The following is a 17,334-nucleotide window of genomic DNA, read 5'->3' on the forward strand; positions in this document are numbered from 1 at the left end:
AGCAGCAGTGAAGTTGATAAGTTTGCCTTTGCTAGTTCTCGCAATGGCTTTGAAGTCTCGAAAGACTTCCTTTTGCTCCGGGCGGCTAAAGCCCTCGGCGGTTTCACAAGTCTGGAGTCTTTTCGGGGGAAAAGACCGCTTGTATTGCCCTGTCAGGCAACCCTGCTCTCTCACTCTCTCGCTTGTCATGCTTCCCGCTTCCTTCGAAGCTCAGAAACAATACAGTCCACTTCCGGATCTGTCAACCCTGAGCGAAGGCACATTCGGTGCGAAGTCGCTGGAGAGCGTTCAGCCGCCCAAAAGTCGAGGAAATCAGTGTGACGAAACACGGTCTGGAACTGCTTGGCAGCCTCTAGACTGACCAGTATGTCCACGCAGACGCTTCCCGCTTCCTATCTCAATCTGGAAGCGTTCCTGCGCGACATTCTGGGCGTCAACGCCGCTTTACTGCACGAGGACGACCCCACTCCGGCCCGAACGGTGCGGGCCGCCGAACTGGGCTGGTCGGGCGCGCTGCAACGGGGGTTTGGCTTCGGTGACGTGTTCAGTCACCAGGCTGAAACCTACCGCCGACTCAAGGCGGGCGAGCACGTCATCGTGACGACGCCGACCGCCAGCGGCAAGACCGGGGCCTTTTTTCCGGCGGTGTTCGAGGCGCTGGAGCAGGACCGGCAGGCCACCGCGCTGTTCATGTATCCGCTGGTGGCGCTCGGGCAGGATCAGCGCGAGAAACTGCTGGCCTTTAAGGAGCGCGGTGGCTACGATTGGGGGGTGGCCTCGTTTCAGGGAAATGCGCAGCCGGGGCAGGTGCTGACGCCGGACGTGCGGATGGTGACGGCCACCCCCGACAAGCTGCACTGGAGCCTGACGCATCCGCGCATGCGGGCCTTTCTGAGTACCCTCAGATTCATCGTGCTCGACGAGGCGCACAGCTACCGTGGGGGGTTTGGCAGCGAGGTCGCCGGGATGCTGCGGCGGCTGCTCAATCTGTCACGGGCGCTGGGTGGCAACCCGCAGGTGGTGCTGAGTACCGCTACCATCGGGAACCCGGCCCAGTTTGCCCGCGAGCTGAGTGGGGTCGGCGTGACTGAGGTGAGCGACTCCGGCGCGGCGCGGCCCGGCAAGCGCTATTACCTGGCCGACCACAGAGGCCAGCCGAGGCGCTTCTGGGACGCGGTGATGTCGTCGGCGATCAACCGCGATCTGAAGGTGCTGGCGTTTTTCCGGGGGCGCTCGCGGGCCGCGCGGCTCTACGGCACGTACCGGGCGCATCCCCTTTATCACAAGCACGCCCACCTCTACATGGCCGGAACCAGTGACCGCGAGGGCCGCCTGAGCGAGTTTCGCCGCACCAAGAGCGGGGTGATGTTCGCCACCAACGCGCTGGAAGCTGGAGTAGACATCGGCGACCTGGAAATCGTGATTGTAGACGGCTACCCCGGCTCGCGGATGGCCTTCCGGCAGATGGCGGGCCGGGCCGGGCGGGTGGCTCCGGGACTGGTGCTGTACCTGCCCTCGCTCGACGACCGGGGCGTGCCGCTGGCAGTGGACGCTTTTTACAGCAATCAGGGCAACTTCAAAGAGTTGCTGACCGGGCAGATCGAGAAGGCGGTGGTGGAGGCCAGCAATCCCTACCTCGCGCCGCGCCATAGGGAGCGCGAGCAGGAAGAACTGTATCTGGCGGGCCTGGGCGACTTCGCGCCGACCAGCCGCTATTGGAATCTGCGCGGCGAGGGCAGCGCCAAATTCGTGGTGATCGAGGAAGGTGAGTGGGACCGGCACGGCTCCAAAGCCCTGACTGCGCCATTGGAAAGCCCCAGCCACCACTACGCCCTCATCGAGAAGCACGAGGAAGCGGTGTTCATGCTCGACGGGCAGGGCTACAAGGTCAAGCGCTGGCTGCCCACCTCGGAGGCCACTGCCATCCTGGTGGAGAAGTACGACAACCAGCACACCTTCACACGCGGGCTGCACGCCACGCTGGTGACGCCGCGCGAGATGAGCGCTTGGCAGACGCGCGGCGCGCTGGCCTACCGCTTCGGCACGGTGACGATTCAGCGCCAGTACAGCGGCTATCAGATGATGCGGGAGGTCTTCGAGCGGGCCTGCAGCGGCTGTGACCGCGAGCCGGGCCTCAGTGAGCGCACCTGCCGCCACTGCGGAGGCCGCATTCAGGACCGGATGCAGGCCAACAAGCTCAGCGAGCACCTCTACGAGACGCCCACCCAGACAGTGCCGTTTCAGACCAATGCCATCGAACTGGGCATCGACGCCCGCGCCACCGAACAGCCCTCGGCGGTGGCCCACACCCTCAAGCACCTGCTGCAAAAGCTGATTCCCGAGCGGGTGGCCTGCGACGAGGGTGATCTGGCCGGGGTGTTTCGGGAGAACAACGACAACTACTTCTTCTTGTACGACGACTGGCGCGGTGGGCTGGGCGTGGCGCGGCGGGCCTACGAACAGCTTGATGACCTGCTGCACCGGGCGCTGGAGCTGTGCCGCAAGCCGTGCTGCCAGAAGGGCTGCTTCGAGTGCATCGCGGTGAGCCGCTGCTTCTCGCCGTTTCTGGCCAGCGGGGAGCGCCGTCCCACCGACAAGGCGGCCACCCGCCTCTACCTGGAGACGCTGCTGAACGTGCCGCCGCTGGCCGAGGGCGAGTTCGAGCCCGAGCAGGTGGCGGTCCCGGTGCTGGCCGAGGGCGGCTCCTCCTGGGCCGCCCAGGCCAGAGAGCTGCTCGATTTGCACGGGCTGTCGTTGCCGGAAGTCAGCGCCCGGCTCGTCATTCCCAGCCGCGACATTCAGCGCGCCGTCGCCAAGACCAAACCGCTGCGGCTGCGGCACGCCAAGTTCGGCGACGGGGTGTTCATTCAGGGCTTTCACCAAGGCGACAGGCGCGAGGTGCTGGTCTACTTTCCCGGCGTGGGGCAAAAGCGGCTAATTCTGAAATACGCCGGGCTGACGGTGCTAGACCATTGACCGGTCGGATGACAGCACTCGGTGACTGAGGGGCAGGCTTCGGCCATCGGCACTTCCTCGGACTGCCGCACCGGACTTTTGCTATGATCGCTCTCAGGTCAGGCTCGGAAAGCTGTTTGCCCTGCCAGACGGGACTTCTTCGTCCCACATTCCAACTATTCCCGCCCACACGTCGCCCGCGTTTTCCTGGCGCTCCGTGCGGGCGCGTGCCTGCCCTGCTCACCGGGGGCCAGGCAAAAAGGCTTTCATGGAACTGACTCCCCGCGTGCCGCCGCACAACAACGACGCCGAAATCAGCGTGCTGGGCAGTATTTTGCTCGAAAACGACGTGCTGATTCAGATTTCCGACACCCTTTCACCCGAGATGTTTTACCGGGAAGGCCACCGCAAGATCTTCGCCGCCATGCGCAATTTGCAGGAGCGCAGCGAGCCGGTAGACCTGGTCACGCTGAGTGACGAGCTGACCAAACGCGGCACCCTCGACGACGTGGGCGGCCTGACTTACCTGATCGGACTGTCGGACCAGGTGCCGACCTCAGCCTACGCCGAGCACTACGCCCGGCTGGTGCAGGAAAAGCACACCCTGCGCCAGCTGATCTCGGCCAGCGCCCAGGCCATGAAGCTGGCCTACGACGGGCAGTTGCCGCTCGAAGATCTGCTCGACAAGGCCGAGAAGATGATCTTCGAGGTGGCCGAGCAGAAGAAAAAGGGCGAGCAGTACCAGGCCATGAGTGAAGTGGTGCAAGACACTTTCGAGTACATCACGTTGCTGCACAGCAACAAGGGGATCCCCGACGGCGTGGCCAGCGGATTTCGTGACCTCGACGAGCAGATCTCAGGCTTGCAGAAGGGCAGTTTGAACGTGCTGGCGGCCAGACCGAGCATGGGGAAAACCGCCTTCGCGCTCTCGATCGCCCAGAATGTCGCCCTCAGGGGCGAGAAAACCGTGGCCGTCTTCAGCCTGGAAATGCCCAGCGTGCAGCTCGCGCTCAGAATGCTGTGCTCGGAAGCGCGGGTCGACATGAACCGCATTCGCAGCGGGCAGCTCAACGAGCGCGACTTCGAGCGGCTGGCTCACGCCGCCGGGCGGCTGGCCGAGGCCCCCATGATTATCGACGACGAGCCCGACCTGACCGTCAATGCCCTCAGAAGCAAGTTGCGGCGCATCCAGGCCCAGCACGGCAATCTGGGGCTGGTCATCATCGATTATTTGCAACTGATGTCGGGCAACAAGAGTGGTGGCGGCGGCAACGAGAACCGCCAGCAGGAGATCAGCCTCATCTCACGCAGCCTCAAGAGCATCGCCCGCGAGCTGGAAGTACCGGTGATGGTGCTCTCGCAGCTCTCGCGCGCCGTGGAGCAGCGGCCCAACCACCGGCCGATGCTCTCGGACCTGAGAGAATCGGGCGCGATTGAGCAGGACGCCGACATCGTGATGTTCATTTACCGAGACGAGTACTACAACAAGGAAACCGACCAGCAGGGCATCGCTGAGATCATCATCGGCAAGCAGCGCAACGGCCCGGTCGGCACCGTCAAGTTGCAATTTCACAGCGCCCACGTGCGCTTCAACGACCTGGCAGGAGAAAACTGATGCCCGCAGACCCCAAGGGCCGAGTTCCCACCGCCCGCATGCCCAGCACTGCCCAGTCCCAGGCCGGCCAGAACCAGACGACCCCGCCGCAAGCCGCTGTGCCGCAAGCCGCTGCTCAGGCTGCAACGACCCGCTCCGGCGACCAGCCGAACAGCCGGGGGCGGGGCCGGGGCCGGGGCCGCAACAACCGGCGCAGAAGCGAGGGCAGCAAAAGCGAGGTGACGCCGCCCGTGACCGCGCCGCCCTCGCGGGGCCGCAACAAGCGCCCGCTGGCCGAGCCGCGCATCGGGGTGGGCTGCATCGTCATGCGCGGTGACGAGGTGCTGATCGTGCGCGAGCGGGGCCGCTGGAGCCTGCCCAAAGGCGGGCTGGAAGTCGGCGAGCTGCTTCAGGAGGGAGCGCGGCGCGAAACCTACGAGGAAACCGGACTCATCGTGGAGCTGCGCGAGCTGGCCTTTCTGGTGGAGTTTCAGGCCGAGACCTGGGGCCACCACCTGCAATTTTTCTACGTGGGCCGTGAGGTGGGCGGCACACTGGGGCCGCGCGACCCGGACCGGGACGTGCAGGAAGCCAAGTTCGTCTCGGTGCGTCACCTGCGTGAATACCTGCGTTTTCGCCCACGCCTGGTGGCTCTGGAGACCTGGCTGCGCGACCGGCGGCCCAAGCACTTCGTCTTCGACCTCGACAAGGAACCGGCCATGCTCAGAAAGCGCAGCCGGGTGGAGGGTCCGGCCACGCCTGCCCGGCGGGGAGCCACCAGCAAGGCGCAGGCCGCGCCCGCCCCTGATCTGGAGCGCCTGACCTTCGAGGCCGACTTCGAAGCGGAAGACGAGTTGCCATGAGCGCCGCCGACGCCGCGCCGCGCCGGGTGAGCTACTCTGAAGGCGTGAACACCCAACGCCTCGCGGGCCAGGTGATCGCCGTGACCAGCGGCGACCAGGGCTACGGCCGGGCCATCAGCAGCGCACTGGCCCGGGCCGGAGCCAGCCTGGTGCTGATCGGCAGCAACCCTGAGACGCTCTCGGCGCACGCCAGCCAGATCGAGCACGCGGGCGGCACGGCCATTCCGCTCAAGGCCGACGTGGGCGTGACGCTCGACTGGCTCAGCGCCCAGAGCCGGATGCTAGAGATTTTCGGGGTGCTGCACGGCATCGTGCACCTGGCCGACAAGCGGGCGCATGCCAACTTCACCATGCTCAGCGAGGGCGAGTGGATGGACCTGTTCAACTGCAACGTCAAGAGCAGCGTCATGCTGGCCCAGATCATCCAGCGCCGCCTGCCCGGCACCTGGCTGACCCTGGTGGGGCCGCACCTCGACGAACTGGGCCTGCAAGCCTACCCCCAGCGCGGCGCACTGCGCGGGCTGGTCGAGCGCGCCGAGGCCGAGGAACTGCGGCTCAATATGGTGCTGCCCAGCCGCGCCAGCAGCAGCGAGGCCAAGGCCGACGCGCCGCTCTCGGAGGCGGTGTTGACGCTGGCCCTACCGGAGTTGCACCACCTGCGCGGCAACATCATCGAGGTGCCGCTGCCGCCCGCGCCCAAATACCGCGATCAACAGTACCGCGAGAATCTGGTGCGCAGCTCTTGAAGTGCCCCTACTGCGGCGCGGCCGACAGTAAAGTGGTCAACTCGCGCTCCGGAGACGAGGGCGCGGCCATTCGCCGCCGCCGCGAGTGCCTGAACTGCGCGCGGCGTTTCACGACCTACGAGCGCGCCCAGCTCGAACCGCTGATGGTCGTCAAGCGCGGCGGACTGCGCCAGGCCTTCAACCCCGACAAACTGCTGCGCGGCCTCGCGCTGGCCAGCGAGAAGCGGCCCATTCCTGAAGCAACCCTGCGGGCCTTTGCCTACGGCTTCGAGGACGAGGTCGGCGCGCCGGAAATCGAGAGCGGCGAGATCGGCAAGCGGGCCATGAACTTTCTACGCCCGCTCGACGACGTGGCCTACATCCGCTTTGCCAGCGTCTACCGCGAGTTTGATAGCTTAGAGCGCTTCATTGAGGAGATTCAGGGCCTCAAAGGCCAGGAGTGAAGCGCCCGGTGATGGACAGACCGGTAGAGCGTTTCACATCCGCTCCCTGACGCCTTCCGCCACCTCCAGCCTGGCCCGGATCGGGGTCGCCTTCTGCGGATGCCGCCCCACCACCCCTGCGTAGATGGCCCGGATCTGCTGATAATCGGCCTCAAAGTCGCCGCTGGGGGTCAGGTAGCCGAGCACGCCCACCCGCCTGCGTTTCCAGTCGAAGGCAATCAAGGCCACCGGCACGCCCGCCGCCTGGGCCATGTGGTAAAAGCCACTCTTCCACGCCTCGGCGCGCTCGCGGGTGCCTTCCGGCGCGAGGCCCAGCACGATCTCCGGTTGCTCGGCAATCATGGTAGCCACCGCGTCCACGAAGTTGCCTCCAGCCCGGCGCCGGTCGACCGACACGCCGCCCCAGGCCCGCAGCAACGACCCCAGCGGAAAGCGGAAGAGGCTGTGCTTGGCGACAAATTTCAGCGGCGTGCCGGTGGCCCAGGCCCACAGCAGCGCGGGCAGCAGGTCCCAGTTGCTGGTGTGCGGGTAAGCTGCGCCCACCAGCTTGGGTCCCGGCGCGGGGGGCAGCAGCGCGGTCCAGCCACCGAGGCGCAGGAGCGCCGCCGCCGCTTTCGAGCGCGGGGTGGCCGGGCGGTTCATCCAGCGGGGAACAGGGGTCACGCGGCGAGTATAGGGGCGCCGCCCGGGCACAGGGCAACCGGACATAGAGCAACCGGGCCGCATTACAATAGCTTCCATGACTGGTTTTCCTGCGCCTGAACTCGCGGCCCAGCTCGAAGCGCTCGGCGGGCAACTGGTGTGGCGCATCGGCAAGGACGATGCCAACGACGCCGTGGTGGTGCGGCTTGGCTACGCCTCGGCCACCCCGCGCTTTGCCCACCTGCCCCGGCTGCGCAGCGCCAGCGACGACGATTTGAGTGATGCCCTGTCGAGCGGCGCGCTGGTGATCGAATGGGTAGATTGAGACGGGTTTCCCTCGCGCCGCTCCCCAGTCCGTGTTGGCAGGACCGCACTTGATCGTCGAAGCGAGCGAGCTGTTCACGCTGACGGCTCCACCTGATCACGCCGCCGCTCTGGCCTTCCTGCGCGACCCGGCCCGCTCACTGGCCAGGGTGCGCTTCCTACGTGATGTGCAGGTCGGCGGCGCACAGGTGCGCGGCGTGCTGGCGGTGCAACTACCGATGGTCGGTGAGGTGACCCTGCCGTTTTTCAGCGTGCTGGAGAACACCGAAAGTGGCGCGCGCCTCATACCGCAAGGCCTCCAGAACGAGCGGGCCTGGCTGGAAGTGGCGGGCGAGGGCAAGCTCAGCGGCCCGCTGCTGGAGTTGGAGTACGCGTTCGTGTTCCGCGCCCATCTGAGCATCCCCACCGCCGAGAAGTGGGGCGGCTCGGCCTTCGAGAAGATGGTGCAGGCGGCGGCCTCGCGGACGATGGCGAGGGTGACACAGGAGTTGCCGAAAGCGCTGGCGGCGGCACTGGCCGAGGTGAGCTGACTCCGGCTAGCGCCAGTCCTTCAGATTGGCCCGGATCAGCGGCCCGCTCAGTTCAGCTTCGGGCGGCAGGTCGGCGGGCGCAAACCACCCCGCCTCAGTGACTTCACTGACCTGCAAGTTCAGTTCACCGCCCAGAAATTGCCCCTCGAACAGCTGTGATACGTTGTCGATCACGTCGCCGTGCGGATAGGTGAAGCGGTGCTCCGGGCCGATGTAAAGCTTCAGCGGTCTGAGTTCGCCCACCTCCAAGCCGGCTTCCTCTCTCAGTTCGCGGCGGGCCGCCTGCTCGAAGGTTTCGCCAAGTTCCATGCTGCCGCCCGGCAAGGCCCACAGCCGGTTGTGTGCCTGCCGCAGCAGCAACACCCGGCCTTCGCCATCTCTCAGCATGACGTTCGAGCCGGGAGCAAACAGTGGGCGCGGCCCGACCAGTGCCCGCAACTCGCGCAGGTGCTCGCCCCCCGGCGGCGGCGGTGAGTATTCCAGCACCAGCGGCGGCAACCCAATCTCAGCCCGCAGCAAACTGAGCGTCTGCTTGTTGACATTGGCGCTGATGGTGGGCAATTCACCCAGCTCGAACCAGTCCAGCGCCAGGGTTTCGCCGTCGTCGTCGGGTACGGCGTGCTCCAGCGCGGCGGCAGTCAGGCGGCCCCGGCACAGCCCGCCCACGAAGTACACCTGATCGCCGTTGGGGTAGCGGTGGTAGAGCTGCGGCCCGCTGACGGCCTGCCAGAACGTCAGCGGCGTGTCCAGGCCGGTTTCCTCGTTCAGCTCGCGGCGAGCCGCCTGCTCGAAGGTTTCGCCGGGTTCCAGGCCGCCGCCCGGCAAGCCCCACAACCCATCGTCGCCCCGGCGCTGAAGCAGCACCCGCTCGGTTTCATCTTGCACGACGGCGCTGGCCCCGATGCTGAAGAGCGACCGGGCGCCGACCAGGGCGCGCAGTTCGGAAAGGTAAGACATCCGCTCACTCTAGCCGTCTGCTCCACCCTGCGGCCCAGGCACGTTAGCATCGCGGCTATGACCGACGCTCACGACCTGCCGTCCGACCTCGCCGCCGACCTCGCCTACGACACGCTGGCCGTTCACACCGGGATCGGGCGCGGCACCGGGGTGGGCGTGGGTATCGCCATGCAGCAGATGGCGGCCTTTCAGTTCGATAGTCTGGACGCCGCCGCCGAGGAGTTTCAGACCAATGCGGGCAGCAGCTACGCCCGCATTCAGAACCCGACGACCAAAGCCCTTGAAGCCCGCATCACGGCGCTGGAAGGTGGCTCGGACACGGTCTGCCTCAGCAGCGGGCAGGCGGCCAGCTTCACCGCCATGCTCAGCGCCTGCCGCGCCGGGGACCATATCGTGGCGACCAGCAGCTTGTTTGGGGGCTCGGTGGGCCTGCTCGGCAATGTGCTGCCGCTGATGGGCATCACGGCAACCCTGGTCGAGAACACGCCCGATGCCGTGCGCGCCGCCATGCGACCTCAGACCCGCCTGGTGTGGGCCGAGACCATCGGCAACCCTGCCGCCGACGTGGCCGATCTGTCGGCCCTGGCAGACATCGCCCACGCGCAGGGCGCGCTGCTGGGTGTGGACAACACCTGGGGCGGGGTGGGCCTGCTGTGCCGCCCGCTGACGTTCGGGGCCGATATGGTGACGCACAGCCTGACCAAGTGGGCCAGCGGCCACGGCTCGGTGCTGGGCGGCAGCGTCACGGTGGGCACAGCGCACGACCTGAGCCGCAACCCGATTTACACTGAGGGAGAGCCGAGCCTGCTCTCGGCACGCGGCGCGGGTGCCCTGGCCTGGCGGCAGCGCTGGTTCGGCACGTCGCAGCTCGGCATGGTGCTGCCGCCGCAGAGCGCTTACCTGATCGCGCTGGGTCTGGAAACTTTGTCGCTCCGGCTGACCCGCGAGTGCCAGACGGCCCTGGCCCTGGCCGAATTTCTGAGCGGACACGCCGGGGTGGGCCGGGTCAACTATCCGGGGCTGGGCAGCAGCGAGCACCATGCCCTCGGCCAGCAGTACCTGTCCGGCGGCTTCGGCGCAGTCATGTCGTTCGAGGTGGCCGACCCTGCGACCTTCCTCGCGCGCCTCAAGGTCATCCGGATGGCCCCCAATCTGGGCGACACCCGCACCCTGGTCGTGCATCCCTGGACCACCACCCACGGCCGGATGCCCGAGGCCGCCCGCCGCGCCGCTGGCGTAACGCCCCAGAGCATCCGCATGAGCGTGGGCGTCGAGGCGCTGGCCGACCTGCAGGCCGATCTGGCGCAGGCGCTGGACTGACAGCACTAAGCTAGTCCGGGTCCGGCTCACCGACCCGCAGCAGCAAGGCCAGCAGCGTGGCGCATTCCTGCTCGGTCAGTCCGGCGAACGAGTCGGCCAGCATCTCGTCGGCCAGGGGGTGAGCAGCCTCCAGCAGCGCCTTGCCCGCTGGTGTCAGCCGGTGCTCGATTCGCCGCCCCTGCCCCGAACGGCGCTCGATCAGCTGTTGGGCGAGCAGACGGTTGGCGAGGGTCCCGAACGCCTGATCGCTCTGGAAAGTGGCCACGGCCAGATCGTGCGCCGAGGCTCCCGGCTGGCGCTCAATGGCCCTCAAGGCGTCCCACTGAACCAGCGTCGTGCCGAGCGGGGCCAGGCGCAGGTCGAGCTGGCGGTGATGGCGGTACTGCGCCCGCTTGATGGCCTTGCCCAGAAGTTGCAATTCAACCGACATGCCACCATGCTAGCGTCTTATGTCAGCTTGTTTATATAAATATGTTGATATAGCATGCCCATCGTGACCACATCCCATATCCAGACGACCCAGCTGCGCCCCGACCTCAGCCTGACCTTCAGCGAGGCGGGCAGCGGACGCCCCGCGCTGATCCTGCACGGCGGCGGCGGGCCGTTTACCGTGGCGGGAATCGCCGAACACCTTTCCAGCAGCATGCACACCTTTTTGCCGACCCATCCCGGCTGGAACGGGACTGAGCAGCTGGGCGACTCGGCGGGGATCGAGGAGCTGGCGCAGCTGTACCTCGCGTTTCTTGAAATGAAGGACCTGCGCGACGTTCTGGTCATCGGCTCGTCGCTCGGCGGCTGGATCGGGGCCGAAATGGCGCTACGCGACCGGGCTGGACTCATCAGTGGGCTGATCCTGGTCGACGCTGTCGGGGTCGAAATCGTGGGCGAGCCGATTCGGGACTTCTTCGCGCTGAACGCCCGTGAGGTGGCCGAATACTCCTACCACGACGCCGGGCGCTTTTACGTAGACCCATCCAGTCTGGCCCCGCAGCAGCTCGCGGGACGGCAGGCCAACATGGCGGCCATGCGCGCCGTTGCAGGCCAGCCGTATATGCACAGGCCCGAACTCCTCGGCCAACTCAAGGCGGTTCGAATTCCTGCCCTGGTGCTGTGGGGCGAGAGTGACCGGATCGTGACCCCCGCTTACGGCAGAGCGTACGCCCAGGGGTTCGGCAACGCCCAGTTCGAACTGATCGAGAGAGCGGGGCATCTGCCACAGCTCGAGCAGCCTGCCGCCACCCTGGCCCGGATCGACGCTTACCTCAGCGCTCAAGGGACCTGAACATTAAAAAGCGGCTCAGCCCCTGTGCGCGAACTCAGGGTAATCGGTCATCGCACCGTCCACGTAGATGGTGGTGCCGGTCACGTAGCTCGCCTGATCCGAGCACAGAAACACCACCATGTTGGCAATATCCGAGGTTTCGCCCATGCGGCCCAGCGGAATCTTGGTCAGCAGACCGGCCAGCGAGGTCGGATTGCTCCAGACCGATCGGTTGATCGGCATGCGAACCGCGCCCGGAGCCAGCGCCAGTACCCGGACCCCGTATGGAGCGGCTTCCTGGGCCAATGTCTTCATCAGCATCTCCTCGCCGCCCTTGCTGGCCGTATAAGCGCTGTAGCCGCTCCAGGCGATCTTGTCTGTGGACGCTGGTGATCTTGACGACCACCCCGCTCCGCTGCGGCACCATCCGCTTGAGGGCCTGCTGGGCGCACAGAAAAGCCCCGAACAGGTTGATGCAGATTACCTGCAACCAGGCGACCGGATCGGCCTCCCAGCTCAGGGCGTGCGCGTCATCGATGCCCGCGTTGTTGACCAGAAGGTCGAGGCCGCCGTAGTGGGCGTCGATCTGCTCGAACATGGCGGGCACCTGCGCCGGGTCGCTCACGTCGGCCAGCACCGTGAACGCCTCGCCGCCCGCTGCTGTAATGTCGGCAGCGACCTTGTCGGCGGCTTCCGGCTGCGAGACATGATTGATGACGACCCGCGCTCCGGCGGCAGCCAGCCCGCGCACCACCGCTTCCCCGATTCCCGGGTTGGCCCCGATGACCAGGGCACGCCGACCTTGCAAGGGAATGTTCACGGCCCTCAGCTTGTGGCGGGCCGGGGTGAAAAAAGATGAAATTCGCCGCGCCAATTGCTGAACCGGGCGCTGATGTGGCTGAGCAAAGCTGGAATATCCGGTAACGCCGAGGGGCCACCCAGACCGAACAGGTAAGGTGGCAGCTCCGCCACACCCACGCGCAGAACCCCAACCCGCTCCACGAACAATCTTCACAAATCCCCCGCAGACTGGGCAGGTCATGAAGTGGCCTCCCCTCCTCACCCGTCCCAGACGCCGACTGCGCCGCCTGGAAGGCGTGCTGGGCACAGCGCTGGAACTGCAACTGCTAGCGGATACCCAAGCTCAACTGGACGCCGCCGAAGACGCCCTGCTGGCCGAGCTGGACAGGCTAGAGCAGGTGTTCAGCCGCTTTCTGCCCGGGAGTGAACTGAACCGTCTGCAAGCTGGGCGGCAACCCGGCGTCTCCCTCTCCCCCGACCTCGCTGCGCTGCTGAGCCAGGCCCAGCACTTCATGACCCTGACCGGCGGCGCATTTCATCCGGCAGCCGACACCCTCGCTCGGCTGTGGGCCTTGGGCGAGCCGCAGCCGGGCGAACTGAACCGGGTGCTGGAGCAGATGCGCCGCCCGCTGTGGACGCTACAAGGCGATCAGGTCACGCTCCACACCGCGCTGGGCCTCAACTTCAACGCCCACGCCAAGGGGTACATCACCGACCGAACGGCGCAGGTAGCCTTTCAGTCGCCGGGGGTGCGTGAGGTGGTGCTGAATATCGGCGGCGACGTGCGCCATATCGGGCAGCGAAGCGTGCCGGTGGGCATCGAGGCGCCCGGCGAGGTGGCCGACAACCGCGCGCCGCTCCTTTACCTGAACATCCACAACCAGGCCGTCGCCACCAGCGGGCATTCTCACCGGGGCGCGCACCTGTTCGATCCGCGCACCGGGCAGCCCACCGCTGCCACCCGCGCCGTCTCGGTGCTGGCCCCCACCTGCGCCGAGGCCGACGCCCTCTCGACGGCGTTTTGCGTGCTCGACCCCGGTGAGAGCCTGGCACTGGCCAACGCGCTCGGCACTGTCGGCGTGCTGATCCTGGACGATTCGCAGCACCTCAGCAACGCCTTCTGGCAGCAGCACCAGTTGCCCTAACCCCCCGTTAACCCCCATGAAGGAAAATCAATCATGTCTCATCCCCTCAATCGCCGCCGTTTTCTGGAACATGCCCTCAAAGTCTCTGCCGCGCTGGCCGCCACATTGGCCCTCCCCCGCCTGAATCTGGTCGACGCCCAGGGAGCAGTCAAGAGCGCCGCGCTGCCCGGCGGCATGGAACTGGCCGTCAACCTGGAACTGGCGCAGGCCAGCGGCTTTCGCTACAACCGCCCCTACGTGGCCGTCTACATCGAGGACGCCAAGGGCAACCCGGTGCGGACCCTCAGCTTGTGGGCCGAAACCAGTCGGCACGCCCGCTACATCAGCGAGCTGCGCCACTGGTTCTCCGAGAGCAGCGGCCTGATCGCCACCGTGTCCAGCCCCACCCGCAACCCCGGCAAGTACAGCTTGGTCTGGGACGGCAAGACCGACCAGAAGACCCAGGCTCCGCAGGGCGACTACTTCGTGTGCGTGGAGGTCGCCCGTGAGCACGGTCCCTACGGTCTGGTGCGCGAGAAGGTCGCGCTGGGTGCGGCCCCCCTCAAGAAGACGCTCGACAGCAGCGTGAATCCCGATCTCAGCAGCGTCAGCGTGGACTACCGCAAGAAGGCATGACCAAAGACAGCAGCCCTGCATCTGGCCCGGCAGCAGCGGTTTCTACTCGTCCGGCCCCGCGCCCGCGCACTGCCAAAGCCAGGCTCAATGTCTGGCTGAGGTGGCTGCACACCTACATCTCGATGTTCAGCTTGCTGCTGATTCTCTTTTTTGCGGCCACCGGGGTCACGCTCAACCATCCGGATTGGACCTTCGGCGGTGTGGAAAAGCGCCAGCAACTCAGCGGCAGCATGCCCGCCGGGTGGATCAAGGGGAGTCAACCCGACGCCCTCAAGATCGCCGAATTTCTGCGGGCCAAGTACGGCCTGCACGGCAGCGCCGACGATTTCCAGTACAGCGGCGGCGCGGGTGGCCTGAGCTTTCGCGCGCCGGGCTATAGCGCTGACGTGCAGTTCGATCAGAGCGGCCAGTACTCAGTCAATGTGGACGCCCAGGGTGCGCTGGCCGTCGCCAACGATTTTCACAAGGGCCGTGACTCGGGCGGGGCCTGGAGCTGGGTCATCGACGTGTCGGGCGTGTTTCTGGTCGTCGTGGCGCTCACCGGGCTGGGCCTGATGCTGTTCTTGAAAAAAGTTCGCACGGCGTCACTCGTCAGCATCGTGGTCGGCGGGCTGGTCATGGGCTACCTGATGTGGCAGGCGATGTAGGGGAGTTGTTGGGGCCTGGGCTTTTGGCTTTTGCGATCGTTCCGCTCTCCCAGCTCCTCTTCAGGGAGAGGGGAGCAAAGTCGCTCCGCTCGGGATGGAGTTTCCTTATCGCTCAGCAGATCCGTGGCGTGTGTCGATCACGGGGTGGACGCTGCGCCAAAGACTTGCCCGGCCAGTGAGGACGGAAGGCAATATTTCGTTTTGCTTTTTGCGCTCTCTTGATTGGAGAGCTTGGGAGCGGAGCGGTGGCCCTCTCAAGTCTCTTGCTTCACCTGCTCCGCTCCTTCCCGCTGCGGAGCCACCTGCACGGCGCGCAGGGCCAGCAGGGTCGCGAGCACGTCGAGTACACCCAGTCCGGCCCAGATGAGCTGGTCGGTGAGGGCGGGCGCGGGCACGAAGCCGGTGGGCGGCCAGACGTTCATGACGGTCATGGCCACGCTGAGGGCCGCCGAAATATTGAGCCAGGTCAGCAGCCGGGCGCGGCCTGAGCCGTCACCGGGAGCAGCAAACAGCGCGGCGCTGATGGTGTAGACCGCCAGCCCGCCCACGATGCCGCCGCCCCAGACCAGAAACAGTGCCAGCACCGCCACCGGGTTGGCCGTGTCGCCTGCGCCGCCCAGCAGCGCCAGCGAGGTCAGCAGCCACATGGCGGCCCGCAGCGCGATCAACCAGGGATACACGGCCCGGAAGATGCGCAGGCGCGCGTCGGGCGTCCCCAGCCGTGATTGTTCCGGCGGTGCGCCGCGCAGAAAGTCGCCCAGCAGCAACGTCCAGAGCCCCAAGCTGATGGTCGCCAGGATCACGTCGAGCGAGTTGAGCAGCAGGTCCGCGCCGCTGCTGCCGAAGGCCTGATATATGCCATAAGCGATCAGGGCCGCCACCTGCACCCACAGGGCGACCAGCGCGGCGCAGCGGGCGGTTGCCGGGTTCAGAAGCGCGCCTTCACAGACCGAGTTTTTGCTGCAAGAGACGCCGCACCATGTCGGGCTTGGCCTGACCACCCAGCGCCTTCATCACCGGGCCGAACAGGGCGTTCATGGCCTTGGCGTTACCCGCCTGCACCTTCTGCACGGTGGCGGGGTCGGCCTGCATGGCGGCGTCGATGGCCACCTCGATCGCCGCCGTGTCGGTCACGACCGCCAGCCCGCGCTCGCGCACCAGCCCGGCGGGGTCCGCGCCCTGCATCACATCCGGCAGCAGGTCTTTGGCCATCTTGCCGCTGAGGGTTCCGGCGTCGATCAAACGCACCAGCTCCGCCAGATGGGCCGGGCTCAGGGCGCTGGCGCTCAGCGGCTGCTCGCGGGCGGCCAGGTATCCGGCCACGTCGGTCAGCAGCCAGTTGGTCAGCTTCTGGGCATCCAGCGGTTGAGCATCTGCCCCCGACTTGAGTGCCTCGTCCAGAAACCGGCTCAGCGCCGCGTCCATGCTCAGCGTCTCGGCGTCTGCGGCACGAATCCCGGCGGCGAGGTAGCGCCCACGCTTCTGGGCCGGAAGTTCGGGCATCCGGGCGCGCACAGCAGCGATCATCTCGGGGGTGATATTCAGCGGCGGCAGATCGGGCTCGGGGAAGTAGCGGTAATCGGCCTCGCCCTCCTTGGTCCGCATCACGAAGGTCTTCTGACCGCCCTCGTCCCAGCCCATGGTGTCCTGGGTAATCGTGCCGCCGCCACTGAGCACACGCGTCTGGCGGGCGATCTCATATTCGAGCGACTTCTGCACGCTGCGAAACGAGTTGAGGTTTTTGACCTCCACCTTGGTGCCCCAGGGTTCACCTTCCTTGTGCAGGCTCACGTTCACGTCGCAGCGCATCTGGCCTTCCTCGGGGTTGGCGTCCGAGACACCGAGCGCCTGGGCGATCGCCCGCACTTGCACTAGGAAGTCGCGGGCCTGCTCGGGGGTGGTGAGGTCAGCCTCAGTCACCATCTCAATGAGCGGCATTCCGGCACGGTTGAGGTCGAGCAGGCTGTAGGGCGCGTAAGCGGGGTGCATCAGCTTGCCCGCGTCGTCTTCAAGGTGGGCACGCATGATGCGGATGCGCTCGCCGCTCACGTCCAGCGCGCCGTCACGGGCAATCGGGCGGTCATACTGACTGAGCTGGAAATTCTTGGGCGCGTCGGGGTAAAAGTAGTTCTTGCGGTGAAACTGGGTAAAGCCCGACACGTCGCAGCCCAGCGCCAGCCCAAACATGATCGCCAGATCGACCGCCTCACGGTTGAGGGTCGGCAGGGTGCCGGGCAGCCCCAGTGTGAACGGATCGATAAAGGTGTTGGGGTCCTGGCCGAAGTAGTCGGTGCTGCACGAGCTGAAGATCTTGGTGCGGGTGCTCAGGTGCAGATGGACTTCCAGGCCGATGACGGGACGGTACAGGGGACCGGGAAGGGAAGCGGTGGTGGGGCGGGACATGGGGAGAAGTATAAGGACTGGGCGGGCGCAGGGCAGCCTGAAAAGCACCAACCTGTTTGAGCACTCGATTGGACTTCCGTTAAGCTCT

General features: G+C 66.3%; 18 protein-coding genes and 1 pseudogene. 12 read left to right on the plus strand and 7 right to left on the minus strand.

Going from position 1 to position 17,334, the window contains the following annotated elements; all coding sequences use genetic code 11:
• Window positions 1-366: 366 nt before the first annotated feature.
• From GUI70_RS00005 to nrdR, 5 genes are all read left to right on the plus strand, one after another.
• Window positions 367-2,976, plus strand: coding sequence for a DEAD/DEAH box helicase (locus GUI70_RS00005; protein WP_161880245.1), 2,610 nt, complete (start codon window positions 367-369; stop codon window positions 2,974-2,976).
• A gap of 247 nt (window positions 2,977-3,223) precedes the next feature.
• Complete coding sequence (gene dnaB, locus GUI70_RS00010) at window positions 3,224-4,570, plus strand: replicative DNA helicase (RefSeq protein WP_161880246.1); 1,347 nt, start codon at window positions 3,224-3,226, stop codon at window positions 4,568-4,570.
• On the plus strand, window positions 4,570-5,412 hold the full coding sequence (locus tag GUI70_RS00015) for an NUDIX hydrolase (protein ID WP_237724588.1): 843 nt from the start codon (window positions 4,570-4,572) through the stop codon (window positions 5,410-5,412). Before dnaB ends, GUI70_RS00015 begins: the two co-directional genes overlap by 1 nt.
• Window positions 5,409-6,158 carry an SDR family NAD(P)-dependent oxidoreductase gene (locus GUI70_RS00020; RefSeq protein ID WP_161880247.1) on the plus strand — a complete coding sequence of 250 codons (750 nt, stop codon included), beginning with the start codon at window positions 5,409-5,411 and terminating at the stop codon, window positions 6,156-6,158. The genes GUI70_RS00015 and GUI70_RS00020 overlap by 4 nt, the downstream gene beginning before the upstream one ends.
• Window positions 6,155-6,601 (plus strand): transcriptional regulator NrdR, encoded by a 447-nt coding sequence (gene nrdR, locus GUI70_RS00025; protein WP_161880248.1) that lies wholly within the window; start codon window positions 6,155-6,157, stop codon window positions 6,599-6,601. Before GUI70_RS00020 ends, nrdR begins: the two co-directional genes overlap by 4 nt.
• 33 nt (window positions 6,602-6,634) lie before the next feature.
• Here the strand turns inward: nrdR and GUI70_RS00030 are convergent, their stop codons facing one another.
• Entirely contained in the window at window positions 6,635-7,264 is a 630-nt protein-coding gene (locus GUI70_RS00030) for a 1-acyl-sn-glycerol-3-phosphate acyltransferase (protein ID WP_237724589.1), read from the minus strand.
• Between the two features lie 76 nt (window positions 7,265-7,340).
• Between GUI70_RS00030 and GUI70_RS00035 the strand changes: the two genes are divergently transcribed.
• Both GUI70_RS00035 and GUI70_RS00040 read left to right on the plus strand, forming a co-directional pair.
• Window positions 7,341-7,568 carry a DUF3248 domain-containing protein gene (locus GUI70_RS00035; protein ID WP_161880249.1) on the plus strand — a complete coding sequence of 76 codons (228 nt, stop codon included), beginning with the start codon at window positions 7,341-7,343 and terminating at the stop codon, window positions 7,566-7,568.
• 49 nt (window positions 7,569-7,617) lie between these two features.
• Window positions 7,618-8,097 carry a DUF3809 domain-containing protein gene (locus GUI70_RS00040; RefSeq protein WP_161880250.1) on the plus strand — a complete coding sequence of 160 codons (480 nt, stop codon included), beginning with the start codon at window positions 7,618-7,620 and terminating at the stop codon, window positions 8,095-8,097.
• A gap of 6 nt (window positions 8,098-8,103) precedes the next feature.
• Here GUI70_RS00040 and GUI70_RS00045 read toward each other — a convergent pair whose 3' ends face one another.
• On the minus strand, window positions 8,104-9,054 hold the full coding sequence (locus GUI70_RS00045; RefSeq protein WP_161880251.1) for an NUDIX domain-containing protein: 951 nt from the start codon (window positions 9,052-9,054) through the stop codon (window positions 8,104-8,106).
• A 57-nt stretch (window positions 9,055-9,111) separates the two neighbouring features.
• On the opposite strand from GUI70_RS00045, the gene GUI70_RS00050 reads away from it, so the two are divergent.
• A complete protein-coding gene (locus tag GUI70_RS00050) occupies window positions 9,112-10,374 on the plus strand; it encodes an aminotransferase class I/II-fold pyridoxal phosphate-dependent enzyme (protein WP_161880252.1) in 1,263 nt (420 codons plus the stop codon).
• Between the two features lie 10 nt (window positions 10,375-10,384).
• Here GUI70_RS00050 and GUI70_RS00055 read toward each other — a convergent pair whose 3' ends face one another.
• Window positions 10,385-10,804, minus strand: coding sequence for a MarR family winged helix-turn-helix transcriptional regulator (locus GUI70_RS00055; protein ID WP_161880253.1), 420 nt, complete (start codon window positions 10,802-10,804; stop codon window positions 10,385-10,387).
• 63 nt (window positions 10,805-10,867) lie between these two features.
• Between GUI70_RS00055 and GUI70_RS00060 the strand changes: the two genes are divergently transcribed.
• Entirely contained in the window at window positions 10,868-11,656 is a 789-nt protein-coding gene (locus GUI70_RS00060) for an alpha/beta fold hydrolase (protein ID WP_202630348.1), read from the plus strand.
• A gap of 15 nt (window positions 11,657-11,671) precedes the next feature.
• Here GUI70_RS00060 and GUI70_RS24170 read toward each other — a convergent pair whose 3' ends face one another.
• Window positions 11,672-12,007, minus strand: a complete 336-nt coding sequence (locus tag GUI70_RS24170; protein WP_272952763.1) for an SDR family oxidoreductase — start codon at window positions 12,005-12,007, stop codon at window positions 11,672-11,674.
• Between the two features lie 49 nt (window positions 12,008-12,056).
• Window positions 12,057-12,677, minus strand: a pseudogene (locus tag GUI70_RS25180) (SDR family NAD(P)-dependent oxidoreductase); the annotation flags it as partial.
• Here GUI70_RS25180 and GUI70_RS00070 point away from each other — a divergent pair.
• Genes GUI70_RS00070 through GUI70_RS00080 form a run of 3 tightly spaced genes read left to right on the plus strand, consistent with a single transcriptional unit; the run spans window position 12,676 to window position 14,843 of the window.
• Window positions 12,676-13,581, plus strand: a complete 906-nt coding sequence (locus GUI70_RS00070) for an FAD:protein FMN transferase (RefSeq protein ID WP_161880255.1) — start codon at window positions 12,676-12,678, stop codon at window positions 13,579-13,581. The pseudogene GUI70_RS25180 and the gene GUI70_RS00070 sit on opposite strands and share 2 nt — an antisense overlap.
• A gap of 33 nt (window positions 13,582-13,614) precedes the next feature.
• Window positions 13,615-14,196 carry a DUF2271 domain-containing protein gene (locus tag GUI70_RS00075; RefSeq protein WP_237724592.1) on the plus strand — a complete coding sequence of 194 codons (582 nt, stop codon included), beginning with the start codon at window positions 13,615-13,617 and terminating at the stop codon, window positions 14,194-14,196.
• Window positions 14,193-14,843, plus strand: a complete 651-nt coding sequence (locus GUI70_RS00080; RefSeq protein ID WP_161880256.1) for a PepSY-associated TM helix domain-containing protein — start codon at window positions 14,193-14,195, stop codon at window positions 14,841-14,843. Before GUI70_RS00075 ends, GUI70_RS00080 begins: the two co-directional genes overlap by 4 nt.
• 254 nt (window positions 14,844-15,097) lie before the next feature.
• Here GUI70_RS00080 and GUI70_RS00085 read toward each other — a convergent pair whose 3' ends face one another.
• On the minus strand, window positions 15,098-15,844 hold the full coding sequence (locus GUI70_RS00085) for a hypothetical protein (protein WP_237724593.1): 747 nt from the start codon (window positions 15,842-15,844) through the stop codon (window positions 15,098-15,100).
• Window positions 15,786-17,246, minus strand: a complete 1,461-nt coding sequence (gatB, locus tag GUI70_RS00090; protein ID WP_161880257.1) for an Asp-tRNA(Asn)/Glu-tRNA(Gln) amidotransferase subunit GatB — start codon at window positions 17,244-17,246, stop codon at window positions 15,786-15,788. Before gatB ends, GUI70_RS00085 begins: the two co-directional genes overlap by 59 nt.
• Window positions 17,247-17,334 lie beyond the last annotated feature (88 nt).

Source organism: Deinococcus alpinitundrae (genome assembly GCF_009982895.1).
Lineage (GTDB): Bacteria > Deinococcota > Deinococci > Deinococcales > Deinococcaceae > Deinococcus > Deinococcus alpinitundrae.